Source organism: Bacillus cereus G9842, from assembly GCF_000021305.1.
In the GTDB taxonomy this organism is placed as follows: domain Bacteria; phylum Bacillota; class Bacilli; order Bacillales; family Bacillaceae_G; genus Bacillus_A; species Bacillus_A thuringiensis_S.
Map to the genome: position 1 here is coordinate 4,832,508 of NC_011772.1, position 24,796 is coordinate 4,857,303.

Sequence of the window (24,796 nt, forward strand, 5' to 3'; positions counted from 1 at the left end):
CCTATAAAAAAGAAGACTGTTCCAAAATATTGGAACAGTCTTCACTTATACTCTTATTCTTCTCCGAAACGCTCCACAAGTGTTGCAAGTGTACGTACCATTGCACCAGTTGCTCCAGCTGGACCTAAGTCGTGCGCGCCTTTTGTTTCTGATGTTCCAGCGATATCTAAGTGTACCCACGGTGTATCTTCAGCGAATTCGCCTAGGAATGTACCTGCCATAACCGCATGTCCTTCACGGCCTGGTGAGTTATTTAAATCAGCAAACTTACTGTTTCTCACACGTTCTTTATCACGATCAAAAATCGGTAGTTGCCAAATTGGCTCATCTGTTTCCATAGAAGCCTCTAGCACTTGCTCAAATAACTCTTCATTATTTGTCATTGCGCCTGTCGTATAGTTTCCAAGTGCAACAATTACACCGCCTGTTAATGTTGCAACATCAACAAGGTAGTTTGCACCAAGTTTTTTCGCATACGTAATACCATCAGCTAAAGCTAGACGACCTTCTGCATCCGTATTTAATACTTCAATTGTCTTTCCGCTCATAGATGTGATTACATCGTCTGGCTTAAATGCCGTACCACTTACAACGTTATCAGTTGAAGGAATAACAGCGATCACATTTTGTTCTGGGCGCAGTTCTCCGATAATTTCCATCGCACCTAATACAGCAGCTGCACCGCCCATATCACCTTTCATACCAACCATGCCTTCACGTGGTTTTAAAGAATAACCACCTGTATCGTATGTAATACCTTTTCCAACGAATCCAATGACATCCGTCCACTCTTCTTTTCCTTTATAAATAAGAGCGATCATTTTTGGTGGCTCTACACTACCTTGGTTTACTGCAAGTAATGCACCCATACCAAGATCTTCCATCTCTTCTTTCTCAAGAACTTTATAGTCCATATCATACTTCTCCGCTAACTCAACAGCATACTCAGCAAGCTTTGTCGCTGTTAATACGTTTGGCGGCATATTTACAAGTGTACGAGCCGAGTTTGTTGCACGTCCATGTACGTAGCCAACTGTTAATGCGGCTTCAATTTCTTGTGCATCTTCCGCTGTAATAGCCGTGAACTTCTCTAACTCTTCACGATCCTTTTTATCTGATTTATACGTTTGTAACTCATATGTACCAAGGCCTTGTACTTCTGCTGCAATATGAGCTACATCAATCGCATCTAATTTCTCTGTTACGAAAGAATCAAGTAAGATCGCTGCATCTTGTACTTTTGCTACTTGTAATGTTTTAAACGCTTTTCCAAGAGCCGCACGTAACGTTTCTGTCGTGTAAGACTCTTTCTTGCCTAAACCAACAAAGTAATAACGTTTCACATTTGTTTTTCCTAAGCTATGTACTTTCGAAATGGCCTTTTTCTTCGTAGATAATTCTTTCTCTTCTAGTAAAACTTGTAATTGTCCTTCAAACGCTTTGTCCAGTTCTTGTACAAAACTACTCATTTTCTCTTCTTCAAATAGAGCAACAATCACTACTTCATGACCTGCTAATTCTTTTTGTACTTGAAACATGTTCAGACCCCCTAAATTTCTCTACCACCATTATAACTTTATTTTCTATAAAATGCGACAATTCCAACTACAGTTATATGACGTGTAAAATCTCCTCTATTATGAAATAAGCCAAGAAAAAAAGTCTAGTGTAATTACAACTAGACTATCTTTGTTTTAAATATTGACCACGAAACACTTGCATCGTTTCGTCTTGATTTAACATCGTTAACTCTTCTTCTGTAAACTTACCATTTCCTACTTTTACTACATACACATTTACTTTTTTCTTACCCCATTGGCTATAAACATCTTTCACCGTATCATAATATAGATCAAGACGGTTTCCTTTTATTGCACCGCCCTTATCAGCTACTACACCATACCCGTAACCTGGCACGAAGAGAATCGTTCCAATCGGGAATACGCGTAAGTCCGCAGCAATTGTGGAATATAAATCCCTTTTCACTTTAACACCTGAATATGTAATACCATACTCTGGATGCCCTGGCCTCTTACCAGTTGACTCAATCCCCGATGTATAACCTGTTGCAGTCATTTCAATTGAACGATATTTAGACCAGTCGTTTGCCTGCTCTAAAGCATTTATCACTTCTTTACTCGGAGCAACATTTCTCTTAACTTCTGCTGCATGTACTTCTTTTGCACTCGTTCCCTCATATTTCTTTACAATCTCTAATAGAGAAACTCCTGTGAAAGCATTCCATGTTACGCATAATGCAATTGCAAGTAAACAAGTCATCATAATGCGAATACAATATCGTTTTAACATTTTTATATTCCACACTCCTTCATCGTTAATCATTCCCTATACGATGAAGGAATATGCAAAAAAATAATCTCCAAATGAATTGGAGATTAAAACATTTGATATCCGCTTTTCCGAAGTTTCTTGATTACGACTCCTGCTAAAGCAGCCCCTACTAATCCAGTAGATAGAATAAATAAGTCTGCTTGTCCTAAGTGCGATACACTTGTCCCAAATGAAGAAAATGTTTCTTTCGGCTTTGAAAAATAATCCCACATACTCGCTTTATTAATAATAAGCATACAAACAATCGGATACACAATAACCATTACCCATGTAGCCCGCAAAATCATGTTGAGTAAAAATCCAATTCCAAAGAACAAAATAAAGAATAACATCATTGAAATAAGTAGTACCGGTATACTCACTCTTTTTCCCTCTCCTTCGCACGTGCCGTAAATACGTGATAAGCTGTATAACCAAATGATTCTCCTGGATTTAATGTTTTGTCCACTTCAAGATGTAGTTCTGATCTTCCTTCTAACAAATATTTAATAAGTACAGACGTATTCGGATCGTCCGCAATCTTATCTGGATGTAAGAACGCCACTTCAGACAATTCTTTCTCCTGTACAATAATATTTTCTCCTTCAGGCTCCAAAAGGAAAATAATCATATTATCACTAATTTCATCACGAATAACACCCGATCGAACACCAATGATCCCCTTCACATGAGCGACAATGCCTGTCTCTTCTAACACTTCGCGTTTCACAGCTTCTTCAACTGTCTCACCTTCATTTACAAAACCAGCCGGTAAAGACCATTTCCCTTTTAATCCACTGTATTTCTTCTTAACGAATAGCCACCTGCCATCTTTTGTAGCTACTAGACCGCTAACAGCTAGCCATACCTTCCCTCGTTTCTCCATGATGTAATAACCTCCTCCATCATAACGGACAGAATATTCTTTCTTTTTTATATATTATACTATATTTTTAATATGAAAAAAGCAGAAACAGCGCTTAGCCGTTTCTGCTTTTTCTACTATATATTAAAAGAACTTTAATTTACCTTTTTTAAGAACTAATAAAGGTCCACCTAATAAGAACAGGTAGCGGTTATCGATTACTTTCTTCATGAAGGAAGCTTTCCAACCTGTTAACTTTTTACCCATAACAACACCCATTGCATCGTCATGACCTAAAGAACATACAGATCCTTTATTATCGAATGCGAATTTTTTCATTTCGCCCTTGCCACGAACTAATACAGTTAAGTTGTGTGCAATGTTGTAACCTTGTTGAATTGCAATTTGTGCTGTTGGTGGGTATGGACGGTTAATTTCTTCGTTAATAATTAACGCGGCATCACCAACCATGAATACCTCTTCGTATCCTGGAGCGTGCATGTACTCATCAACTTTTACACGTCCGCGCATTGCTTCAAAGCCAGACTCTTCTACAATACCATTACCACGAACACCTGCAGCCCAAACTACTGTTTCAGACTTAATTAATTCCGTATCATCGCCATTTGCAACGATAATTCCTTCTTCAGTTGCTTCTTTAATTGCTGTACCGATGCGGAATTCTACGCCTTTTTTCTCAAGTTGTTTTACAGCGTATTCTACTAATGCTGGATCGAAACCTGGAAGTGCTGTTGGAGCCGCTTCTACACAAATGATACGTGCTTTTTCACGTGGTACATTGTACTGTTTGCAAAGTTCAGGAACACGGTTTGCAAGCTCACCTACGTACTCGATACCAGTAAATCCAGCACCACCAACAACGATTGTTACTAACTCATCGCGCTTCTCATCTGCATATTTAGCGAAACTAGCTTCCATATGCTCACGAATTTCACGAGTTGCATTAATGTTAGCGATTGAGAATGCATGCTCTTTTAATCCTGTAATTCCGAATGTTTCTGATTCGAAACCAAGACCGATTACTAAGTAGTCATACTCTAACTCGCCGTCTTTTAAGATAATACGTTTTTCAGCAGCTTTAATTTCTACTACTGTGTCTTGTACAAAGTTCACTTTATTTGTATCAATAACGTCTTGAATATCTAGACAGATTTTTTCATCTTGTAATGTACCAGCTGCGCTCTCGTGTAACCAAGTCGCTTGGTAGTGATAGCTGTTGTTGTTTACTAACGTAATTTCAGCTTCATTTACAGATAATGCTTTTTGCAGACGAACAGTCGTAATCATCCCGCCATAACCTGCACCTAAAACTACGATTTTTGGAGTCTTCACCAAATCACAACCCTTTTCTTTATATAATAGTAATGAGAAATAATACCAAGTACTAAAAACTCTATTTGTCAAGAATGTGGAATTTATCACATTCTATATCATAACAAAACGCAGTCAAAAAATCGTACGAATTTTGTCATAGAAATTTAACATAATACTTCCCTATATTAGTCGGTTTTATTCCAGAATTCAAGCATCTGGCGAATTATCAATATTTTAAAATAACATAGCGTTTTCAAGGGTTTTTCAGCCTTTTTTTCATGTATTTTCCTTTCTGTATATTTTATACAATAAAAAAGAACCTATGCGAAAACTTACACACAATTCAGTCGTTTTCAGAAGTATTATGAACTCAAATATGCTATCATTTATTTGAAAGTGTCATCATTTGCAGGATTTTCGTGTACATATGAACAATATATGAAATCAATATCAAAATTCCATCTATAGGGGGAATGAAAGTGGCAGAAAATCAAAAAGTTTACGACATAACAATTATTGGTGGTGGTCCAACGGGACTGTTCACAGCATTTTATGGCGGTATGAGACAAGCAAGTGTAAAAATCATTGAAAGCTTACCTCAACTTGGAGGACAATTATCCGCACTCTACCCTGAAAAATACATTTATGATGTGGCTGGATTTCCAAAAGTGCGTGCACAAGAATTAGTCGATAACTTAAAAGAGCAAATGAAGAAATTTGATCCAACCGTTTGCTTAGAAGAAGCGGTTGATACGCTTGAAAAACAAGCTGATGGTATATTTAAACTTGTTACGAATAAACAAACTCACTATTCTAAATCAGTCATCATTACTGCCGGCAATGGTGCTTTCCAACCACGCCGCTTAGAATTAGAAGGTACAGCAAAATACGAAAAGAAAAACTTACATTATTTCGTTGATGATATGAATAAATTTGCTGGCAAGCGCGTCGTAGTATTTGGCGGTGGCGACTCCGCAGTAGACTGGACGATGATGTTAGAACCGATTGCTGAAAAAGTTACAATCGTTCATCGCCGTGATAAATTCCGTGCACATGAACATAGCGTCGAAAACTTAATGAATTCTCGTGCAGAAGTAAGTACACCGTATGTTCCAGTTGAACTCATTGGTGATGACAAAATTGAACAAGTCGTTCTTCAGCACGTAAAAACTGAAGAAAAAGTTATCATCGATGTTGATGACGTAATTGTAAACTACGGCTTCGTTTCTTCTCTTGGTCCAATTAAAAACTGGGGCTTAGATATACAAAAAAATAGCATCCTTGTGAATTCAAAAATGGAAACGAATATTCCTGGCATTTACGCTGCTGGTGACATTTGTACATATGAAGGAAAAGTAAAACTTATCGCTTGTGGATTTGGCGAAGCACCGACAGCAGTAAACAATGCAAAAGCTTACTTCGATCCAAATGCAAAACTTCAACCGATGCATAGCTCAAGTATGTTTTAATATAGCAATGAAAAGAACTCCTTTTACGCGAAGGAGTTTTTTATTATTGTGCTACCGTATCCTTCCAAAATATGTTACAATAAAACAGAACAAACGTTCTATTTAATAAGGGGGATATTTTAAAGATGAAAGAACCTATTATCGTAAAAAAAGAAGCTTTCCAAGCAATCGGCGTTTCGGTTACGACGACTAATGAAAAAGAAGCATCTACTGAAGGAAAAATTCCCGAGCTCTGGAACCGATACTTTCAAGAACAAATGATGCATCACATCCCAAATCAACAAACGAAAGAAACACTCGCTTTCTACTCCAACTACGAATCAGATGAAACTGGTACATATACATTTACAATCGGTATGCCCGTTTCTTCACTAAAAGAAGTTCCTGAAAATATGACAACTTTAACAATACCCGCCGCTACGTATGCGGTATTTACAACGAGAAAGGGACCAGTTGCTGAAGTCGTTTGCGAAGCTTGGGAATATATTTGGAAATGGTCGAAAGAAAATAAACGTGCTTTTACAACAGACTTTGAGCTTTATGATGAAAAAGCAACAGATCCAACCAACGTACAATTGGATATTTATATTGCATTAGCCTGAACGACAAAAAAGAAGATACCATTTGGTATCTTCTTTTTTGTCGTTAAATAGCCACTGTGCAAATTCATTATTATTGTCTACAATGAGAAAGTGCAGTATAGAAATATTAGAAACTGTATAAAGTGAAACTATAATCAGCGAGGGACATCTCTCATTGAGTATTAGCCCTCACCAATCGGGCGTTTACTGTTTTTTTAGTTTAAATTTGTCACATAGAAAGGAAGCAATATGGAGGAACTACAACAAAATAAAACTGCTTTAGAAGGAAGCGGAAAACCGTTATTAAAAAATACGAATTTCCTTTTTCTTTGGGCAGCTACTCTTTTTTCAAGCTTTGCTTTAGCCTTTTTTACTTTTTCACAAACGTGGTACATAGCAAAAACATTAAACCTTGAAGCTTCACTCGGTGTTGTTTTCGTAGCTCTTAGTGTTCCAAGGCTTATTTTTATGATTATCGGCGGCGCTGTAGCTGATAAATTCCCGAAAAAAAACATTATGTTTTACTCCAATATTATTCGAGCGATTCTTGTTGCAACCATTCTCACATGGTTTATCGTTGGTGATGTAACACTATATACATTTGCTTTATTCGCTTTATTCTTTGGACTTGCCGATGCTTTCTTCTGGTCAGCAGATGGATCTATCTTACCGGAATTGGTAGAAAAAAGCCGGTTAACACAAGCGAATTCACTTACACAAATGACGAACCAAGCATCGGTCATCTTAGGCCCTGTACTTGGCGGAATTCTTATCAAATTCACAAACTACGAGACAATATTTTCTATTACAATTTTATTACTGATTGTCGCGGCCATACTCGTTCAAAAAATACAATTTACGATGCCAGAACTAAAAGATACGGATAAAGGTATGTTCACTTCCATTAAAGAAGGAATCTTATATGTAAAGGAATCACCATTCCTTTCAACTTTCCTTATTTGTAGCGCCTTTTTAAACTTATTTTTGATCGGCCCGATGCAAGTTGGTTTCCCGCTTTTTGTTAAAAACGTGCTGCATGGTGATTCACTCCAGTTTAGTTACTTAGAAGCATCTGTAGGCGGCGGAATGGCAATCGGTGCTGTCATTGTCGGTTTAAGAAATATTAATCGTAGGCGCGGTCTTTTTTGTATTATCATGATGCTATTGTCTGGTGTATTCTTCTTAGCCATCAACTTTAGCACCGTACTTTGGCAAGCACTATTAGCCGGCATGTTTTATGGTATTACAATTGCAATGGCTATCGTTCCGCTTATGGCGATGATTCAATCGACAGTAAAAGAGGAAATGATGGGACGCGTAATGAGCTTACTTATGCTATCATCAATGGGCTTTATCCCGCTCTCTTATGCATTCACATCAATCGCACTTGCACTGGGAATTCCAATCGTAACCGTTATGAAAAGCGGTGCAATTGCTGTTATCGTCTTCGTACTATTTGTAGCGATTCGTGTTCCAGTTGTAAGAAAGTTCGACTAGCTACTTGGAGTCATGTATTATACGCATGGCTCCTTTTTAAATGGATCAAATAACGCTATCCCCTTACTTCTTCTCAGTGCTGCTCCCCATTCTAATCCAACCTCTAAAAATAAATCTCGCACTGTACTATATAAAAGTGCCTTCACATTTTTACGGATTTCCCCGTATTTATAAGCTCTCACGACACTCTTCACTCGCCAAATGAAATTTCCATACACTTCTTCATCAGCTAATATTTGCTCTAGTAAAACACCTTGCTCTAGCAATCCGCTCTTTTTATATGCAAGTTCTACCTTACTCCAAAATATATTAATCTTCTTCGGATTACTCGTCATCGGCAGAAGTGCGTATATAAAAGGCTTCGGTATATCATGACGGCAATACGTCTCATCAAGCTCGTACGTTATTTTTCTTTTCTCTTTTATTTGTGGAATGTTTTTAGAAAGAATTGTTTCCCTCTCGTTTTTTTGTTCCTTTCCGCTACAGCCAGCTGCATAATCCTCACTTTTACAAGCGGACATTTTCATACGGTCATCCATGCGGTCAATTGCAGATATAAGAAAAATATATAAATTCGCACTATACCCGCCGCGCTTATGTCTTTCTTTTGTTGCAACACGCTTTATAATTCCTAGTCCCTCTAACTTTGCAATTGAACGGCGTACTGTACGAATACTCTTTCCAACATTCTTCGCAATCGTCTCCATTAACGGACAGGCGACTCCTACTGTTTTTTGTTTCTCATTCACCGCATACTTTCCTAAAAAATGAATAATGATAGAATCAGTTTTATTCAATTGAAATCGGTAGCACTTCAAAACTTGTTTTTGATATGTATTAAACTCTTCTTTACTTCGAAATTCACTATATGGTTTCATTAAATTATATAAGCTTCCCATTTATATCACCTCATTTATAAGTAAGAGGCAGGAAGAGAATTTGGCGTGGAATTTAATATTTTTTTAATGGAGATGAAAATATGATCGTAATTAGCGCTTGTTTAGGTGGTATTGCTTGTCGATATGACGGAAATGACAATCTCGTTTCAAAAATAGAGGAGCTTCTGCAAAAAGAAGATACCGTCCTCATTTGTCCTGAAGTATTAGGGGGACTACCAACGCCTCGTCCTTCCGCTGAAATTATTGGCGGGAATGGCGACGACGTTTTGGACGGAAAAGCGAAAGTGATGACAAAAGATGGTGAAGATGTCACAGAAGCTTTCGTAAATGGCGCTTATAAAGCATTAGAACAAATTAAAAATTTACAACCAGAATATATTATTTTAAAGGAACGTAGTCCATCTTGTGGTAGTTCTACGATTTATACTGGAGAATTTAACGGTAATAAGCAAACTGGTTACGGGGTAACTACTGCTTTATTTAAAAGATACGGATTTAAAGTCTTTTCAGAAGAAGAATTTGAAAGCAAAAAAAGGAATTGACCCTGTTCGTCAATTCCTTTTCTATCTGTCTTATTTCACGCCTAATTTTTCTTTCACTTTCGCTGGAAGCTCGTCTTTCTTCACTTCTTCCCAAGCTGTTACACCTTTTTTATCTGAGTGATATACGCGTAGGAATGCTTCTTTACGAAGATTTTTTTGAGCTATGAATTCTAATTCTTTCTCTTTACCGTCTTTATCAAAGCCAGTCAGCTTATATTCATAATCTTTAAATTTCTGCCCATCACTAGCTTTACTATCAAATTCTTTTCCATCTACTGTAATTTGAACATAATACTCATCTTTACCCATACGGTTTAAATCACAACCAACTAACAGACTTGCAAATACAACTAAAATACTAAATAGTGCAATGTATCTTTTCATTTCCTTCACCTCATATGTTTTTCTTATATTCTTATCTTAAAGCGCAGAGCTTAAAGAAGAAATTCAAAAACATGACATGAACATTACACTTTTGTAAGATAATAATTATTTCTTCACTTTAGAAATCTTCATTCCATCACCAATTGGAACGAGTACAGATTCTAAATGCAAGTCGTTTTCTATTATTTCATTAAACTTCTTCATAACTTCTGTATAACGTTTTTGTTTCGCACACTCATCACCTACACTACCGCCAATAACGTCTTTCACGCCAATTTCGCCACTTATCACGTAATTTCCTTATACCGTTTATTACGCCTTCTATTATGCCCTCAATTATAATCTCTATTACAAGATATCTCACTAAACTAATAATAGGTTTAATTACGTATCTCCCTATGAATTCAAGAATATCCTCCATCATATTTTCCTCCTTCTTTCAAAAGGAAGCTGCTACTACGCGTCCTCTTACGTTCAGTTACAACCGCTGTCCTACTGCGATATATACCAACAAGAATAATACGACAACAACATCCACAATAACGCTATTGAATTTGGAAGAAACTTCGGTAAATACTGATACTATAGTTAACATGGCTAATAAAAACACTTTCCATCTATATTCGGGTATGCTCCCAAAAACTTTATAAAATCAACGAAAACTTTACTACAACTCTTCCCGTAACTAATTTATTATCGTGGTAAACCGTCTTCCACTACATCCGTAACAGTTCCATTCGGTTCAAAGATTACACGTAATGATCCTTCTCCACCATAACCAGTATAGTCATATACTGAATAAGATTTATATTTCTCAATCACATGTGGCTGTCCAATTGCAGCTTTTACCTGATTCGCAGGCATACCTTTTTTGATTTTCAAATAGTGATTGTAACTTACTGCTGCCGAATTGTTATTTACATCTTTATACCACGGTACACGATCGTTTTTTTCTTCATATTCCTTTACAGGCTCTTCAATACGTTTCGTAGATACCCGATTCTCTTTACCTTTCTCTGTATCTTTCTCTGTATCTTTCTCTGTATCTTTCTCTGTATCTTTCTCTGTATCCTTTATAGCAGTACGTTCAATATTCACAACGTAACCATATGTATTTAATTCAACCATAATTTCATATGTACCATCCGTATCTTTTTCAGTATAAAATACGCGTTTTTCATTGTTATTATAATGTTTTATGTTCTCACCACCGTAGTCAATCGTATTAAGAATATCCGTATACATCATACCTTCCTCAATCTTTTTAGATTCATCATGAGAAATGTAACGCTTCTGTGATGATGGAGCGTCCTCATTTTTAATACTTTCACGTTTACTCGTAGTCATAGGTGTTTTCTTCTGTTCTTTTAGTACGTCACCTTCCGCCTTCGCTGGTTGCTTTACTCCTACTTTTGTTAATACGTCTGTATCGCTAGAACAAGCTCCCAAAATCGATACTGTAGTCAACGCCATCCCTACTATAAGTACTCTCTTAAATGACTTCACTCTAATCCCCCCGGTATTTTTTAATATTTAGTAATCAACGTATTTTAATTAATACGGAACTATTCAGTTCTATACAATTTGCTATAGCCTTCTCCCTCATGCACCTTTTTTATATAAAGTGAAACTTTAATCAGCCCTCACCAATCGGGCTTTTATGGAATAAATCTACCTATTAGTCATAACCGATGCAGCTACAGCTAATCCAAACATGGTCACCAATCATCTTCGTTACAAATATTAACATTAAATATAACTAATAAATAGTATATTTCTCCTATTCATTTACATTTCTGTTGCATAATCTTATCTTAAAACGAACAATATGAAACTCGATTAATCATATATCCCATATATAATAACATTTAAATTAAATTCTAAAGTAACTTTACATGCATTTTCTGTTTTAACGCCAAAATAAAAGACCTTCCTAACGATTTTATTCTATCGCTAAAAAGGTCTTTCCTATTTTGGCTAAAAACTTAGCACTCTTCTGGCTTACCAGCATTCGTCGCTGTACGGAAAGATGATCCAAATCTGCATGATGCGATTGTATTTAGATAATCAATCTTGAATTATGCGTTCAATTTAAAGCAGGTTAAAAAATAATAATTCCTTATTCAATTAACATATGCATTAGTTTAACAACCTAATGCTGCTGTACCAACTGATAGTTTAGTTTTCAATATGTGAAAAGGGATTTCTAAATGATGAATTGAATATATATTTATTGTTTACTCGTTTTTGAGAGGTTCCTTTATGGGAAGATAAGCTTTACTATATTCCTGTACTTCACACAGTTCTATAATAACTAATAGTGATGCTGTGACGTGATTTTCTATTAGTGAGATAAAGTATTTTTCAATTCATTTATTATAAATTGCGACTCTCGTCCTCAAGAATTATTTCTTTTGGGTGAAAGTTTTTTTATGATATAAGTTTCATTCTGTCATAATTTAAAGGTTTCGAGAGGAGAAATAATATGAATCCTATTTTATTAGATGTTCCGTTACAAATAGAAACAGACAGACTCATTCTTCGAGCACCACTTCAAGCAGGTGAAGGGAATGTAGTACATGAAGCTATTAAAGATTCAATTCGTGAATTAAAGCCATGGTTGTCTTTATTCCAGTCCATTCCTACTGTTGAAGAAACGGAAATTCTTCTGAGAAATGCGCATATAGATTTTTTGAAAAGAGAAAGCTTTCGCTATCTTATCTATCATAAAGAGACGAATGATTTTGTTGGAACAGCTAGCCTTCATCGAATTGATTGGAAGGTTTCTAAATGTGAAATTGGATACTGGATTAACACGCAATTTAGTGGCAGTGGATATATGACAGAAACAGTAAGTGCGTTAACAAACCTTGGATTTCAGTTATTCAAATTTAGAAGGATTGAAATACGATGTGAATGTAATAACACGAAAAGTCGTGCACTCCCTGAAAAACTAGGCTTTGAACTTGAAGGGATATTACGTAATGAAGATTTTTCATCTGACGGCAAACAACTAACTGATACTTGCATCTATGCAAAAATAAAGTGAAATATTGATTAGCCTTGGTAATCGGGCTTTTACGGCAAAAGAAAAGACCTCCTTAACGATTTTATTCCATCGCTAAAAAGGTCTTTTTCTATTTCGACTAAAAACTTAGCACTCTTCTGGCTTACCAGCATTCGTCGCTGTACGGAAAGATGATCCGCATCCGCATGATGCGATTGCGTTTGGATTGTCGATTGTGAATCCGCCGCCAAGCATCGATTGTTTATAATCAATTTTTACTCCTTTAACAATTGGAGCACTTTCTGTATCGATAACAAATTCAACACCGAAAAACTCAAGAACTGTGTCGTCTTCTTTTGGTTCTACTTCAAATCCTAAGCCGTAAGAAAGGCCAGTACATCCGCCGCCGTGTACAGCAAGGCGCACGTACTTCTCTCCATCTTCAGCATCTTTTAACATATCTTTAATTTGAAAAGCTGCTTGTTCTGTTACTTCAATCATGAAATACACCATCCTTTCTGTTCTCATTCTATTATACATCTTTACGCTTCTATCTTGTACTCATACACTCCGCGGCAAATTACTTCCGCAGGCCCTTTCATCAACACGTTTCCTTCTTCAGTCCAAGCAATCATTAAATCGCCGCCAGCTAAATGGACTGTAATTTCCTTACCACGTTCCATCTTTCCATTTAAAATAGCAGCGACAACTGCAGCGCACGCTCCTGTTCCGCAAGCTTGCGTTACACCAGATCCACGTTCCCAAACGCGGAAATTCATCTCTGCATCATTCAAAATCTCGATGAATTCAACATTTACTCGCTCTGGGAACATTTCATGTGTCTCCAGGACTGGACCAAGTGTTGTAAGAGGTGCTTGCTCTACATCATCAACAAAAATAACCGCATGCGGATTCCCCATTGAAACAGCTGTAAATGCATAGCGATGATTATTGTATAAGAAGTTTTCACGAATAAATGGTGTTTCACCTTCACCAAGCATCGGTATTTCTGCACGTGTTAAACGCGGTGCTCCCATATCGATTTTCGCTAATGTAACTTTCCCTTCTTCTACCGTTACTTCCGCTGTTACAATACCAGCTAACGTTTCAATTGTGAAAACTGTTTCTTCTACTAGTTTATGCTCATACGCATATTTCGCTACGCATCGTAAACCGTTACCACAACTCTTTCCTTCTGAACCATCATTATTAAACATGCGCATTTTCACCGGAGCTACGTCAGATGGACAAATTAAAATCATCCCATCTGCTCCAATACCAGTATTAATATTTGAAACCTTTTCCGCCACAAGAACTAAATCTTCTTCAGGAATTTGTTCTTCAAACATATTTACATATATATAACTATTGCCAAGACCATGCATTTTTGTAAAAGAAAATTGGCTCATTTATATTCACTCCAAAAATAATTTGTTATTTTAAGTATAGAATGCATGCTTTTAGAACACAATATGAATGTCCCCCGTTTCTCATATTTGACAACGTTTGGCGATGAGCCACTCTTACACACATTGTGTAAGAAAAAAGCCCTTCTAAAAAGGGCCTTTTTTTATTTATCTATAGTATTAAACTCCCCTACGAAATAACATTTTATCTAATGAAAAAGGTGCTGCTGATTGCACCACCTTAAAACATTGGATTTTCATCCAAATAATCATATACATTATTGACCAGTTCTTCTACTGTAGCACCTTGTACAACTTCACCATTTACAAGTGCAAACGGTCCTTCAAAACAAATGCCACAATATCCTAAACAACCATACTCCATTACATCTAAATTCGGATCTTTTTCTAATTTCTCTAAAGCTGCTTGTGAACCACTTGCAAGGTTACCTACACAAAATTCAATTAATGGTTTAATCAAAATTCTCCCCCCTGTACTACAAAACAAATTACCTTCTGACTCCATCTATAAGAAGAAAACTAAGCTGTCTCTTGTTGTTTTCGTTATACATCCTAAACTATTTAGTTACTTCACTATTTCACTTCAAAGTAGATGGTTTTATTTTATATAACATGCTACTTGCAATAAAATAGTAACTAAAAAGGCAAAACAGTTTACTTTACTTTTCTTCTTATTGTACAACAGAGTATTCATTCATGCATTGTTATTTGTTCACAAATTCGATATAATTTGATTGAGTAAAGTCAAAATATTTTATTAATATAAAATTTTATGATTAGGGGATATTTCAACAGAAAAGGGGTAATCCATCATGAAACACCTCGTAATACTAGGTGGCGGCTACGGTGGAATGAGAATTCTACAAAGGCTACTTCCAAGCAACCAACTTCCAGATGATGTACAAGTGACATTAATCGACAAAGTACCATATCATTGCTTCAAAACTGAATATTATGCATTAGTTGCGGGTACTATTTCAGAAACACATATTCGTATACCGTTTCCCGAGCACCCACGACTCAATATTCAATACGGCACAATAACAAATATTGATCTCGAAGAAAAAGCTGTTCATCTCGATGGCGGCGAAGCGATCCAATATGATGATTTAATTATCGGTCTTGGCTGTGAGGATAAATATCATAACGTTCCTGGGGCGAAAGAATATACACATAGCCTACAATCGATTGAACAAACACGTAAGACATATGAACAATTAAATAGTCTAGAACCAAATGCAACAGTAGCTGTCGTTGGCGCTGGCTTAAGTGGTGTGGAAGTTGCCAGTGAACTTCGCGAAAGCCGTTCTGATTTAAAAATCTATTTATTTGATCGAAAAGATAGAATTTTATTCCCGTATCCAGAGAAATTAAGTAGATACGTAGAAGAATGGTTCGTAAAACATAAAGTTACTATTATAAGAAACTCTAACATTACAAAAGTGGAACCAAATATTGTGTATAACCACGATGAACCACTTGAATGTGATGCAATCGTCTGGACAGCTGGTATTCAAGCAAATGAAGTTGTTCGAAACCTTCCAGTTGAACAAGATGGTAGCGGACGGGTTGTCTTAACTAAATATCATAATATTCCAAATAACGAGCACGTGTATGTTGTAGGAGATTGCGCAGCACTTCCACACGCTCCATCTGCCCAACTTGCTGAAGGTCAAGGAGAGCAAATTGTCCAAATATTATTAAAACGTTGGAACAATGAACCACTTCCTGACGAACTACCTATAATCAAATTAAAAGGTGTTCTCGGCTCTCTTGGTAAGAAGCATGGCTTCGGTTTACTTGCAAACCAACCATTAATGGGACGTGTACCAAGATTATTAAAATCCGGTCTACTTTGGATGTACAAATATCATAAGGGTTAATATCTTACAGGCTGTCTACTATGTAGACAGCCTCTTTGCATCAGTTTTTAAAAATTATCAGACACCTCTTTCTCAATATGTATAATGATTTATTTTTCATTTTTATATTAAAAACTATTGATAAACAGTGTATGCTATTTGTAAGTTGTCTTATTATTTCCTTTAAGACCGAATTCATTCGGTCTTATTTTTTATGTGATAAATACTTTTGTAGGAGGCATTACATTCAACTTATGAACTTATCGAAACTAAACAATCGAATAGAAGCGAAAAAGAAAGAGTTAATCTATCTCGTTGAACGATACGGATTAACTCATAATAAAGTGATTTCTTTCAGCCAAGAATTAGATCGTTTACTTAACTTATTAATAAAACTCAAGATGAAGAAAAAACGTTGCTCTTTATAACCCTTATCCTCCCTTTTTTGATACGATATAAATAGAATCAGAAAGGAGCGATTTATGTTTATATTAAAAGACGTTATATATAAAGATATCCTACACATTCCTTATTTACAGATTCAAAATGAAAAAATCACTTGCATTATCGGTGAAAGTGGAAGTGGAAAAAGCACATTGCTTCGCATGTTAAACGATTTACAATCTCCAACATCCGGTACAATTGAATATAACGGAAAGTTAATTTCTGATTATCCGCCTATTCAATTACGTCGTGACGTAGTTATGCTTGGGCAAACTCCACCTATTTTTGATGGAACCGTTAAAGAAAACCTATTAACGGGACTTCGTCTTTCTGAAAAACCATTTCCAAATGATGATGCCCTGCGGAGTGCATTACAAACCGTTAGCTTAGACAAGCAATTAGAAGATAGCGCCTCCTCATTATCCGGCGGTGAAAAACAAAGACTTGCCTTTGCTCGTATTGTACTTATGGATCCGCCTGTCTATTTATTAGATGAACCCACTTCAGCACTAGACAATGATACAGAACGCCGCGTTATGAAACAATTTACTGAACTAGCACGAAAAAAGAAAAAAACAGTTATCTTCATCACACACTCGCAACAACTTCCAAAAGAAATTGCAGACGACATTATTGAAATTAGTAAAACAAACGGTGCAACTAGAAAGGAAGTGCTCTCTATTGAAGGGCGTTATTGAACTCCAAATTTGGCAACTGGCGGCTGCCTATATTTTTATCCTTATCTTAATTGGACTTGTAAAATTAAAAGGAATACCTCGTGAAAAACAAATCGCGCTCGCAACATTCCGTATGACGATTCAGCTCGTACTTGTTGCATATGTCCTTACATACGTATTTGAAAACAGTAATCCATTTTATACAATTGCTCTCATTACTTCTATTACTACCTTTGCAATTTTTAATATTTATAAACGAGTTAATATCCCAATGTCTAAAGAATTAAAACGAGTAGCCGCCCTTTCCATGGTCGCTGGATCAATTGGGCCACTTCTACTATTTATCTTTGTTATTATCGGTCATGACCCTTGGTATGCTCCGCAATATATCGTCCCTATTACGGGAATGTTAGTCGGTAATGCCATGACTGGTGTTTCTCTCGGCGCAAATACGTTCTTAAACAATATGAAATCGCAAAGAGGTCAAATTGAAGGTGCACTTATGCTCGGCGCAACACCGAAAGAAGCAGCTGCTCCGCTCATTCGAGACGCTTTTGATTCTGCTATTTTACCAACAATTAATTCTATGGTCGGAATGGGAATTATAAGCTTACCAGGCATGATGACTGGTCAAATATTATCCGGTGTATCACCATTCACAGCCATTCAATATCAAATCGCTATCATACTCGGTATTTCAGGAAGTACCGCTTTCGCTGTCATTACCTTTTTACAGCTTGGATATAAAACGTTCTTTAATAAGCGATGTCAGTTGAAAGAGGTTGACTATGATGCGAAGTGAATCGTAACTTTCGCTCAGTAAATGATGCCCTGTTCTCGGTGAGTGAAATTATATCAACGATTTTTTCAATATATCTATCATAACTTGCAATATATCAACGATTTTTCAAATATATCTATCATAACTTAGAATATATCAACGATTTTGCACGAAATATCGATTTACCGACAAAAAGTGACATAATAAAAAGAGGAGGCTATTCGCCCCCTCTTTTTATTGTCTTACGCCTTCTTAACGAACTGTGATTTTAACTTCATAGCTCCGAAACCGTCGATTTTACAATCGATATCGTGATCGCCATCAACTAGACGGATACTCTTTACTTTCGTACCGATCTTCACAACTGAAGAAGTTCCTTTTACTTTTAAATCTTTAATAACAGTAACAGCGTCGCCATCTTGAAGAACGTTTCCGTTCGCATCTTTTACAACTTTTGCACCATCATTATTTTCAGCTTCTGCGTCTTGGCCCCACTCATGAGCACATTCTGGACATACGAAAAGAACGCCATCCTCATACGTATATTCTGAATTACATTTTGGACAATTTGGTAAAGTAGCCATAAATTCATTTCCTCCGTTCATTATTTATACGTAAAAATCAAAATTGATGTTTACATCTCGATAAATAAAATTTGTATAGCATTTCTTTATAGTGCCATAGTCTCACGTTATTGACAACCCTACCTCAAATTCTCATTTTTTATTGTATTTTACAAAATTTCAATTCGTATGCCTTTTTTCCATTTGCTCTTCTACTAATTTTAAAAATCTTCGTTGTGCATTTTTATTTTTTACCAGCAATCGAACTCTCAGCTTACTTTGTAAATATGAGCGAACTTTGTAGTTCGTAATAAATAACTTTTGATACTTCTCGTCTTCATACATCATTCGAAACCACTCATACTGCTGCAAATAAAGTATGTTAGCATCAATCTTTTTCGTGTGTAAACCCGTACCTAAACTAATAGATCCTATTAGAGCTTCTATTAATGCTGAAATCATTTCTCTCTCCCCTAATAAACAAAAGAAGAATCTTCACAAGATTCTTCTTTTCAAAATGAACGAGTTCCCTCTAGAAACCCCAATTATTTTCTTCAATATAAATTTGATATTCTTCTACTTCTTCTTCACTTAACTTCTTATTATTTTCATATACCTCTTGCCACTCGAAATAATCTTCATCGAAATAAACAGCAAATTTAATTTTCACATTTTTCTTCTCTGTATAATCATAACCAGTAAACTCTACTACGTCATACTCTTTTTCTTTCTTCACAAACTTCCAAGTTGGATTATCAGTCATAATCTCTAAAGTAACCCCTTCATCACTTGAACGAACAACGTTTTTAATATTCGGCTCAGTTGGTAAAAAGGACAGCCCTAACGCAGCTAAACCAAACACAATCCCGACTATAATCTGTAAACCAATCATACCAGCTACACTAACGCCGCCCTTTGATTGTAAGAAATACGCCTTCTCATGATCAGACGCATCTTCTCCCTTACGAAAAACACGAACAGCATGCTTATAATATAAACGGTTTCCTTGCCATCCAGTAAATATCATCATTCCTAATTGAAGAGCTAAACTAAATGTTACATAAATCCCATCTGGAATATCTATAAAAGGGGGTATAACTATACTAGGTATAGCCAATAACGCAAATATAATAAATAACTTATACATTTTACGATAAGCTAACCAAAAGGTTGGGAAGAAAAAGGCTACCCAATTCCATGTATTCCCTTGCGCAGGATTTTCTACTTTACCCCACTTAAAATCATAATAAGCTGTATTTTTTTGAACAACTTTATGTAATTCTTGCTGAGAAATTGTTTCTTGTAAAACAGTGTCCTTCACGTACATCATCCTTTTCTTATTTCTATATACATTTATTGTATATGTACAAAATAAAGGAATCTAACAAAAAGTACACATATTTCATAAAAATGAACGGAAATCGAATATATTCCGACAATTATCTGTTTCTTATTTCATTTTACTTTTAAATATATTAAAATAATCATGTATCATACCTTTAATACACCAAGTTAATTATTTTATATATTCACTAAAAAGGATGCATCAAAATCATTTTTATACATCTTTTTTAGTGAATATATACTACTATTTTAAAACAAACATCTCGACTTAAGAAAACTCACAAATTAGCCTTCTACTATTTCAAACATATTTCCACTTACACAACTAATGAATAGTCCATTATTAACTTCCTCAATTGATACAATAAAATCTATTACAACAACATTTTTAGGGAGTTTAATTATATCTTTCACTTCGCCACATTCAGCATCAAGTATGATTAATTCTAAATTTGAAGTAGCAATGTAAATTTCTCCATCTTTATATAACAGAACCTTTGTAACATCATGTAGAGTCGTATTGTTCCAAATCACTTTACCTGTTTGAATATTAATACCGCAAATTCTGCCTTCTCCTAAGGACAATACCATCATCTCTCCAGTAAGAAATGGAGGTAATTCAATTTCAAAAGGCATATTTACTTCATATAATTTTTGACCGCTCTTATGGTCATAACATTGTATTTGTCTACTTACATCTTCATATTCATACTCAGTTCTTGTTAATAGTATTTTTGATTCCATTGATGCAATGTAAGAGTACTGTACCTCATCAAAGGCTTTTTCAAAAATTAAGTTACAACCTTCTTTTCCATATTCCCACTTTTGTAATGAATCTATTGCTACACATATAAAATGTTCATTAGTTAAAGTAACTGGTTCATTTGGATTACAATCTTCCATCATTTGTTTCCATAGTGTAGAAGCGTCTAATAATTGAATGGCAATTGCAACGTTACTATATACATCAGCTTCCCCATCTTCATCAAAAGAATTTCCTGCTAACACATAGTAATCTGAGCCAAGATGACACTGCGCCATTTCTCCCCCGACTCGGACATTCTTTTCCCATAATTTCACTCCACTTTCAAGCTCTAATAAAACATTGTAGCCTTCTTGTGTAATAACTAGTAAACGTGGTAACTCTTCTCCCGTAGTTTTTACATCTTGTATAATATGCCCTTCTATTTCTAAATCCCATAGAAGCTCCCCACAACTTGATGAAATAGCGTACAATTTCGCCATACTTTCTCCAAATCGATTCGCATACCAAATAATTGTGACACCATTCACAGTTATGCAATTACAATCTTCTACTATTGGAATATGGCACTGCCAAATTTCTTCTTTCGTTTCACTATCGAGTTTACGAATTCTGTGGTTATTTCCCTCTACATAAAAGATACTCTTCTTATCATGAGATAGTACCGGAGTAAATATCGGGTCAACCTCTCTCCCTTTTAAATACTTCCATTTTAATTCATACTTGTCACTTGTAGAATGATAAGTTCGATACATAATTTCATCATTTCCATTTACAAGTTTAGGAACAAATGGATCAATTCCTAACATTCTATGGTAAGCATCTTTGATTCGAAAAGAATCAACTCCACTCATGTAAATCTGCCCTATCTCCTTTTTAAGAAACGAAAAGAGTACTCGTAAAAATTGCTCGCTATCAACACTAGCTAACTTCTTGCCTCTCTGATTAATAATGAGAAACTCCCCATCTTTCTTCTTAAATTCCATCTTTTTTTCATATTCATTTAAGAAAATTGTAGCGTCATCATATTTAAAAACCTCGATACAAGCATCAAACAACTGACAAATCGGGTCTATTATGTCCGTCTTTTCTTGAAATACAATACTCTCATCTATACTAAGTACTATTTCTCCGACATTTTCTGTTGGCAGTTTATTTAGTTCGATTTGAAACTTTTTCATTATTTTCTCCCTCTATTGCGCGTTATCTAAACTAACTATAATATATGACATAAGATTCTTAAAACTATTATTTGAGGTGACCGAATATGAAGAGTACAATTTGGGCAGAAGATGACTATTTAAAACTAGCACCCATTAACGACGAACTAATCAAAAAAGCAGAAGAGGTACTGAACGTAAAGCTTCCAGAATCATACATAAACCTTCTAAAAGAACAAAATGGGGGAACTCTTCGTCTTGATACTCACCCTACTTCAAAGCCAAATTCTTGGGCAGACGATCACGTTAATGTATCTGGTTTATATGGTATTTCTTTTGATGAAAATGAATCTAGTATTTTAGAGAGTCGCTATTTAATTCGAGAATGGGAAATGCCTGATAATATCGTACTTTTATCTGGTGATGGACATACATGGATTGCATTAGACTATCGAAATGTAGCTGAAAATCCTCCAGTTATATTTATCGATAATGAGTTTGAGGAAATTATTGAATTAGCACCTAACTTTGAAAGTTTCTTACAAAACTTAACTACGTATGAATATGACGAGGAATAAGTCTCGCTCTAAAAAGGATCAAGATTTCATTACAAATTTACACGCCACTTTAAAACCACTCGGCTTTAAGAAAAAAAGACATACATTTTTCAAAGCTGAAAACGGATTTTATAAGCTCATTAACATACAAAAAAGCCAGTTTGGAGATGAATTCTATATAAATATAGGAGTCCACCCTATCGGTCTCCCGCAGCTTATTACGGACCAATTACAATTAAAAGAAAACATTTCAATATTCGATTGCATTCTACAAACGAGAATAGAGCCTATGCATATCAAACAGAACCAGTTATTGCATAATGTTTCACATGAAACTATCGCTATTCCGAATTACCTTTCTACTATTTTCGACTGGTTTCAAACGTGAGCGTCTTATGAAAATCTAGTGGAAATGAATATACATTCCATTACTCCGGTACTAGCTGTCGTTTCAATATTACGAGAAAAAGCGTTTCTGCTTCTTACTTGTTTTTCTTTCTCCAAATTAAAACAGTACGAACAAGCTAATCGCTATTTACAGCAATATTTACATTGCTCCGTGCATCTGAATACCGAGGAAAAAGAGCTCGTATTCTTTCATGAAATTGATATGTATATAAAAAAACTAGTAGAAAGTGCAATATGATTTCACATTTTGCTTTCTACTAGTGCTTTATATTCCTTTTGTAACTTTTTAAATTGTTCTTCATATTTTTGCATCTTCACAGTATCCGTTTTTGAATTAAGGACTGGCCTTCTTCTCCCAGTCACCATTATATTTTTCCCATCTATTGCATCGTTCATATATACGTAAGGTTTAAAAGACTCGCATACCGTATATGGCAATGCTACAGAAAGTTTTGCATACTCTTCCACCTTAAATTGATTAGATATGCTTAACTCTTTTAAATTTTTCAATTGCATTAACGGTTCTAATGAATCATCTTTAACCTTTAAATTCATCAAAGTAAGCTTTTGCAACTGCTGTAATTCAGCGAGTGGTTTTAAAGTTTGTACTTTCATCGCTGTATTTATCCCACCACCCATATAGAAAGTATTGAGTTGTGTGCACTTACTTAAAGCACTTAAATCTTCTAACTTAGAAAAATCATCAATTAGTAAGGATTTGAGCTTTTTATTATAATCAATATCCCATAACGTCTTCGCTTTTGTATTCCAGCACATATACAACTGTTGTAAATTAGACAATTTCTGAAGGCTACTTAAATCCTCGACCCTCATTTCGTAAACGTATAATATATCGGGACAAACATACGTAAGAATATGATCAAACTGCTTTTGATTTACTGTGAACACCCATAACTTTTTAACTTGCAAAGATGCTAGTCGTTCTATATTTTTTGTTTTCCCCTCAATCGCTACTTCTTCTAAATCACCAGCTATACTTGCTAAGTCTTTCATAATCTTGGGCTGATCACCAATCGGAAACATGTTATCCTCCCCTACAACTCCCAAGTAATATTCATTTCTTCAAATGACTCCTTACTAACTTCCAATCCTTCACTATCTTCCGTTCCAATCATCGCTACTTCTTCTTTAGACAACATAATTTTCTCGTTTGGATTTTTGATTTTTCTCTCATACACGAGTTGTAAAAGCTCTATTTGTTCCTCTGTCAGTTCATACTCTTCTTCCAGTCTTTCCATTGCTGATTCTGTATCAAGTAATGGAATTTCTAATAAGAATCCGCCGTGCTCTTCCATCTCTTCAAATGAATCAATTGAATACGCACCGCTATCCTCAATCCAAAATGCAGTTGTAATAAAAGGAACTGTTTCGCCTTCTACTTCTTCTAATACGTATTGAAGTGCTTCTTCTTTCGCAATATCTATTACTTCCGAAGGTGCCCCTTCAAAATAATCTTTCGCATCAATCCACTCATCAATTCTCTCGCTATTCACATCTTGAAGACATACGATCGTGTAATTCGGATGAAACGTAATTGTCCCTTGTCCGCCTTGAGTATTTTGCATACTATAGTTAAATCCATCCCATGAACTTTCATGTGAGAAATCTGGACAATGTGCTACATTAATTGCATGGGCAATCGAATTTAAAACGCAGCCTTTCCATAGTTGTTCTTTATCTATATGTAATTTATATTTACTCATCCGCTTCCCCGCCTACATATTTTTTTATATTATCTGTCGAATTCTCATTCCTTGTAAAGTACTTTTACGGTATGTAACAACATGAAATAACAGTAAACGATTTTTTTAAGGTGAAATTTCAAATGAAATTCCGATGCTTTATTACTTCTATAAATTGTATTGATTATAATCTCATT

The 24,796-nt window shown here is 35.5% G+C and carries 28 protein-coding genes and 2 pseudogenes; 11 read left to right on the forward strand and 19 right to left on the reverse strand.

All coding sequences use genetic code 11. The features are described 5' to 3' along the window. Positions 1 to 53 precede the first annotated feature (53 nt). The 5 genes from pepA to BCG9842_RS24525 form a co-directional block, all read right to left on the reverse strand. Positions 54 to 1,538 carry a cytosol aminopeptidase gene (gene pepA / locus BCG9842_RS24505; protein WP_000487966.1) on the reverse strand — a complete coding sequence of 495 codons (1,485 nt, stop codon included), beginning with the start codon at positions 1,536 to 1,538 and terminating at the stop codon, positions 54 to 56. Between the two features lie 145 nt (positions 1,539 to 1,683). Next, positions 1,684 to 2,310 (reverse strand): 3D domain-containing protein, encoded by a 627-nt coding sequence (locus tag BCG9842_RS24510; RefSeq protein ID WP_000920103.1) that lies wholly within the window; start codon positions 2,308 to 2,310, stop codon positions 1,684 to 1,686. Positions 2,311 to 2,396: 86 nt separating this feature from the next. Further along, on the reverse strand, positions 2,397 to 2,714 hold the full coding sequence (locus BCG9842_RS24515; protein WP_000027012.1) for a YuiB family protein: 318 nt from the start codon (positions 2,712 to 2,714) through the stop codon (positions 2,397 to 2,399). Beyond that, a complete protein-coding gene (locus BCG9842_RS24520) occupies positions 2,711 to 3,217 on the reverse strand; it encodes an NUDIX hydrolase (RefSeq protein ID WP_000415331.1) in 507 nt (168 codons plus the stop codon). Before BCG9842_RS24520 ends, BCG9842_RS24515 begins: the two co-directional genes overlap by 4 nt. Before the next feature lie 123 nt (positions 3,218 to 3,340). Continuing rightward, the gene (locus BCG9842_RS24525; RefSeq protein WP_000856602.1) at positions 3,341 to 4,549 is read right to left on the reverse strand and encodes an NAD(P)/FAD-dependent oxidoreductase; all 1,209 of its coding nucleotides are present in this window, start codon (positions 4,547 to 4,549) and stop codon (positions 3,341 to 3,343) included. Between the two features lie 461 nt (positions 4,550 to 5,010). Between BCG9842_RS24525 and BCG9842_RS24530 the strand changes: the two genes are divergently transcribed. The 3 genes from BCG9842_RS24530 to BCG9842_RS24540 all read left to right on the forward strand — a co-directional run bounded on the left by BCG9842_RS24530 (position 5,011) and on the right by BCG9842_RS24540 (position 8,078). Continuing rightward, complete coding sequence (locus BCG9842_RS24530; RefSeq protein ID WP_000829785.1) at positions 5,011 to 6,000, forward strand: NAD(P)/FAD-dependent oxidoreductase; 990 nt, start codon at positions 5,011 to 5,013, stop codon at positions 5,998 to 6,000. A 125-nt stretch (positions 6,001 to 6,125) separates the two neighbouring features. After that, positions 6,126 to 6,602 (forward strand): GyrI-like domain-containing protein, encoded by a 477-nt coding sequence (locus BCG9842_RS24535; protein ID WP_000662574.1) that lies wholly within the window; start codon positions 6,126 to 6,128, stop codon positions 6,600 to 6,602. Positions 6,603 to 6,830: 228 nt separating this feature from the next. Next, on the forward strand, positions 6,831 to 8,078 hold the full coding sequence (locus BCG9842_RS24540; protein ID WP_000391930.1) for an MFS transporter: 1,248 nt from the start codon (positions 6,831 to 6,833) through the stop codon (positions 8,076 to 8,078). Positions 8,079 to 8,095: 17 nt separating this feature from the next. Here BCG9842_RS24540 and BCG9842_RS24545 read toward each other — a convergent pair whose 3' ends face one another. Further along, complete coding sequence (locus BCG9842_RS24545; protein WP_000535257.1) at positions 8,096 to 8,977, reverse strand: helix-turn-helix domain-containing protein; 882 nt, start codon at positions 8,975 to 8,977, stop codon at positions 8,096 to 8,098. A gap of 80 nt (positions 8,978 to 9,057) precedes the next feature. On the opposite strand from BCG9842_RS24545, the gene BCG9842_RS24550 reads away from it, so the two are divergent. Further along, entirely contained in the window at positions 9,058 to 9,519 is a 462-nt protein-coding gene (locus BCG9842_RS24550; protein WP_000635492.1) for a DUF523 domain-containing protein, read from the forward strand. Between the two features lie 30 nt (positions 9,520 to 9,549). Here the strand turns inward: BCG9842_RS24550 and BCG9842_RS24555 are convergent, their stop codons facing one another. The 4 genes and pseudogenes from BCG9842_RS24555 to BCG9842_RS31085 form a co-directional block, all read right to left on the reverse strand. After that, a complete protein-coding gene (locus BCG9842_RS24555; RefSeq protein ID WP_000833143.1) occupies positions 9,550 to 9,903 on the reverse strand; it encodes a YxeA family protein in 354 nt (117 codons plus the stop codon). 105 nt (positions 9,904 to 10,008) lie between these two features. Next, complete coding sequence (locus tag BCG9842_RS24560) at positions 10,009 to 10,194, reverse strand: methyltransferase (protein WP_015945918.1); 186 nt, start codon at positions 10,192 to 10,194, stop codon at positions 10,009 to 10,011. 402 nt (positions 10,195 to 10,596) lie between these two features. After that, positions 10,597 to 11,409, reverse strand: coding sequence for a hypothetical protein (locus BCG9842_RS24565; protein ID WP_000834609.1), 813 nt, complete (start codon positions 11,407 to 11,409; stop codon positions 10,597 to 10,599). 479 nt (positions 11,410 to 11,888) lie between these two features. Then, positions 11,889 to 11,981: pseudogene (locus BCG9842_RS31085) on the reverse strand (iron-sulfur cluster assembly accessory protein); the annotation flags it as partial. A 407-nt stretch (positions 11,982 to 12,388) separates the two neighbouring features. Between BCG9842_RS31085 and BCG9842_RS24570 the strand changes: the two are divergent. Further along, a complete protein-coding gene (locus BCG9842_RS24570; protein ID WP_001068198.1) occupies positions 12,389 to 12,952 on the forward strand; it encodes a GNAT family N-acetyltransferase in 564 nt (187 codons plus the stop codon). 105 nt (positions 12,953 to 13,057) lie between these two features. Here BCG9842_RS24570 and BCG9842_RS24575 read toward each other — a convergent pair whose 3' ends face one another. The 3 genes from BCG9842_RS24575 to BCG9842_RS24585 all read right to left on the reverse strand — a co-directional run bounded on the left by BCG9842_RS24575 (position 13,058) and on the right by BCG9842_RS24585 (position 14,797). Beyond that, positions 13,058 to 13,411, reverse strand: a complete 354-nt coding sequence (locus BCG9842_RS24575; protein ID WP_000573830.1) for a HesB/IscA family protein — start codon at positions 13,409 to 13,411, stop codon at positions 13,058 to 13,060. Between the two features lie 41 nt (positions 13,412 to 13,452). Continuing rightward, positions 13,453 to 14,319, reverse strand: a complete 867-nt coding sequence (gene dapF, locus BCG9842_RS24580) for a diaminopimelate epimerase (protein WP_000077409.1) — start codon at positions 14,317 to 14,319, stop codon at positions 13,453 to 13,455. Between the two features lie 238 nt (positions 14,320 to 14,557). Then, positions 14,558 to 14,797, reverse strand: a complete 240-nt coding sequence (locus tag BCG9842_RS24585; protein ID WP_000595025.1) for a YuzB family protein — start codon at positions 14,795 to 14,797, stop codon at positions 14,558 to 14,560. A gap of 352 nt (positions 14,798 to 15,149) precedes the next feature. Here BCG9842_RS24585 and BCG9842_RS24590 point away from each other — a divergent pair, with 352 nt between their 5' ends. The 4 genes from BCG9842_RS24590 (at position 15,150) to BCG9842_RS24605 (ending at position 18,122) form a co-directional block, all read left to right on the forward strand. Beyond that, complete coding sequence (locus BCG9842_RS24590; RefSeq protein WP_000682066.1) at positions 15,150 to 16,220, forward strand: NAD(P)/FAD-dependent oxidoreductase; 1,071 nt, start codon at positions 15,150 to 15,152, stop codon at positions 16,218 to 16,220. 233 nt (positions 16,221 to 16,453) lie between these two features. Further along, a complete protein-coding gene (locus tag BCG9842_RS31090; RefSeq protein WP_001054092.1) occupies positions 16,454 to 16,627 on the forward strand; it encodes an aspartyl-phosphate phosphatase Spo0E family protein in 174 nt (57 codons plus the stop codon). A gap of 54 nt (positions 16,628 to 16,681) precedes the next feature. Further along, the gene (locus BCG9842_RS24600) at positions 16,682 to 17,341 is read left to right on the forward strand and encodes an ABC transporter ATP-binding protein (RefSeq protein WP_000470267.1); all 660 of its coding nucleotides are present in this window, start codon (positions 16,682 to 16,684) and stop codon (positions 17,339 to 17,341) included. Then, entirely contained in the window at positions 17,325 to 18,122 is a 798-nt protein-coding gene (locus tag BCG9842_RS24605; RefSeq protein WP_000679261.1) for an ABC transporter permease, read from the forward strand. Before BCG9842_RS24600 ends, BCG9842_RS24605 begins: the two co-directional genes overlap by 17 nt. A 221-nt stretch (positions 18,123 to 18,343) precedes the next feature. On the opposite strand, the gene phnA is transcribed toward BCG9842_RS24605, so the two are convergent. The 4 genes from phnA to BCG9842_RS24625 all read right to left on the reverse strand — a co-directional run bounded on the left by phnA (position 18,344) and on the right by BCG9842_RS24625 (position 21,952). Beyond that, complete coding sequence (phnA, locus tag BCG9842_RS24610; protein WP_000212735.1) at positions 18,344 to 18,685, reverse strand: alkylphosphonate utilization operon protein PhnA; 342 nt, start codon at positions 18,683 to 18,685, stop codon at positions 18,344 to 18,346. A 159-nt stretch (positions 18,686 to 18,844) separates the two neighbouring features. Then, positions 18,845 to 19,126, reverse strand: coding sequence for a hypothetical protein (locus tag BCG9842_RS24615; protein ID WP_000622252.1), 282 nt, complete (start codon positions 19,124 to 19,126; stop codon positions 18,845 to 18,847). A gap of 70 nt (positions 19,127 to 19,196) precedes the next feature. After that, complete coding sequence (locus BCG9842_RS24620; protein WP_003280627.1) at positions 19,197 to 19,994, reverse strand: DUF2628 domain-containing protein; 798 nt, start codon at positions 19,992 to 19,994, stop codon at positions 19,197 to 19,199. A 299-nt stretch (positions 19,995 to 20,293) separates the two neighbouring features. Next, a complete protein-coding gene (locus BCG9842_RS24625; RefSeq protein WP_000714474.1) occupies positions 20,294 to 21,952 on the reverse strand; it encodes an outer membrane protein assembly factor BamB family protein in 1,659 nt (552 codons plus the stop codon). Between the two features lie 86 nt (positions 21,953 to 22,038). Between BCG9842_RS24625 and BCG9842_RS24630 the strand changes: the two genes are divergently transcribed. Next, positions 22,039 to 22,509 carry an SMI1/KNR4 family protein gene (locus BCG9842_RS24630; RefSeq protein WP_000843111.1) on the forward strand — a complete coding sequence of 157 codons (471 nt, stop codon included), beginning with the start codon at positions 22,039 to 22,041 and terminating at the stop codon, positions 22,507 to 22,509. Next, positions 22,496 to 23,134, forward strand: a pseudogene (locus BCG9842_RS31095) (DUF4304 domain-containing protein). The gene BCG9842_RS24630 and the pseudogene BCG9842_RS31095 overlap by 14 nt, the downstream one beginning before the upstream one ends. Before the next feature lie 2 nt (positions 23,135 to 23,136). On the opposite strand, the gene BCG9842_RS24640 reads toward BCG9842_RS31095, so the two are convergent. Together BCG9842_RS24640 and BCG9842_RS24645 are read right to left on the reverse strand one after the other, a co-directional pair. Continuing rightward, positions 23,137 to 23,940, reverse strand: coding sequence for a hypothetical protein (locus tag BCG9842_RS24640; protein ID WP_000483947.1), 804 nt, complete (start codon positions 23,938 to 23,940; stop codon positions 23,137 to 23,139). An 11-nt stretch (positions 23,941 to 23,951) separates the two neighbouring features. Continuing rightward, a complete protein-coding gene (locus BCG9842_RS24645; RefSeq protein WP_000049692.1) occupies positions 23,952 to 24,620 on the reverse strand; it encodes a hypothetical protein in 669 nt (222 codons plus the stop codon). Positions 24,621 to 24,796: the final 176 nt, after the last annotated feature.

Excerpts from the sequence above, each read along its gene's own strand:
- pepA (WP_000487966.1), bottom strand. The coding sequence starts at position 1,538 with ATGTTTCAAGTACAAAAAGAATTAGCAGGTCATGAAGTAGTGATTGTT.
- BCG9842_RS24510 (WP_000920103.1), bottom strand. The coding sequence starts at position 2,310 with ATGTTAAAACGATATTGTATTCGCATTATGATGACTTGTTTACTTGCA.
- BCG9842_RS24520 (WP_000415331.1), bottom strand. The coding sequence starts at position 3,217 with ATGGAGAAACGAGGGAAGGTATGGCTAGCTGTTAGCGGTCTAGTAGCT.
- BCG9842_RS24535 (WP_000662574.1), top strand. The coding sequence starts at position 6,126 with ATGAAAGAACCTATTATCGTAAAAAAAGAAGCTTTCCAAGCAATCGGC.
- BCG9842_RS24540 (WP_000391930.1), top strand. The coding sequence starts at position 6,831 with ATGGAGGAACTACAACAAAATAAAACTGCTTTAGAAGGAAGCGGAAAA.
- BCG9842_RS24545 (WP_000535257.1), bottom strand. The coding sequence starts at position 8,977 with ATGGGAAGCTTATATAATTTAATGAAACCATATAGTGAATTTCGAAGT.
- BCG9842_RS24550 (WP_000635492.1), top strand. The coding sequence starts at position 9,058 with ATGATCGTAATTAGCGCTTGTTTAGGTGGTATTGCTTGTCGATATGAC.
- BCG9842_RS24555 (WP_000833143.1), bottom strand. The coding sequence starts at position 9,903 with ATGAAAAGATACATTGCACTATTTAGTATTTTAGTTGTATTTGCAAGT.
- BCG9842_RS24570 (WP_001068198.1), top strand. The coding sequence starts at position 12,389 with ATGAATCCTATTTTATTAGATGTTCCGTTACAAATAGAAACAGACAGA.
- BCG9842_RS24575 (WP_000573830.1), bottom strand. The coding sequence starts at position 13,411 with ATGATTGAAGTAACAGAACAAGCAGCTTTTCAAATTAAAGATATGTTA.
- dapF (WP_000077409.1), bottom strand. The coding sequence starts at position 14,319 with ATGAGCCAATTTTCTTTTACAAAAATGCATGGTCTTGGCAATAGTTAT.
- BCG9842_RS24590 (WP_000682066.1), top strand. The coding sequence starts at position 15,150 with ATGAAACACCTCGTAATACTAGGTGGCGGCTACGGTGGAATGAGAATT.
- BCG9842_RS31090 (WP_001054092.1), top strand. The coding sequence starts at position 16,454 with ATGAACTTATCGAAACTAAACAATCGAATAGAAGCGAAAAAGAAAGAG.
- BCG9842_RS24600 (WP_000470267.1), top strand. The coding sequence starts at position 16,682 with ATGTTTATATTAAAAGACGTTATATATAAAGATATCCTACACATTCCT.
- phnA (WP_000212735.1), bottom strand. The coding sequence starts at position 18,685 with ATGGCTACTTTACCAAATTGTCCAAAATGTAATTCAGAATATACGTAT.
- BCG9842_RS24615 (WP_000622252.1), bottom strand. The coding sequence starts at position 19,126 with ATGATTTCAGCATTAATAGAAGCTCTAATAGGATCTATTAGTTTAGGT.
- BCG9842_RS24620 (WP_003280627.1), bottom strand. The coding sequence starts at position 19,994 with ATGATGTACGTGAAGGACACTGTTTTACAAGAAACAATTTCTCAGCAA.
- BCG9842_RS24625 (WP_000714474.1), bottom strand. The coding sequence starts at position 21,952 with ATGAAAAAGTTTCAAATCGAACTAAATAAACTGCCAACAGAAAATGTC.
- BCG9842_RS24630 (WP_000843111.1), top strand. The coding sequence starts at position 22,039 with ATGAAGAGTACAATTTGGGCAGAAGATGACTATTTAAAACTAGCACCC.
- BCG9842_RS24640 (WP_000483947.1), bottom strand. The coding sequence starts at position 23,940 with ATGTTTCCGATTGGTGATCAGCCCAAGATTATGAAAGACTTAGCAAGT.
- BCG9842_RS24645 (WP_000049692.1), bottom strand. The coding sequence starts at position 24,620 with ATGAGTAAATATAAATTACATATAGATAAAGAACAACTATGGAAAGGC.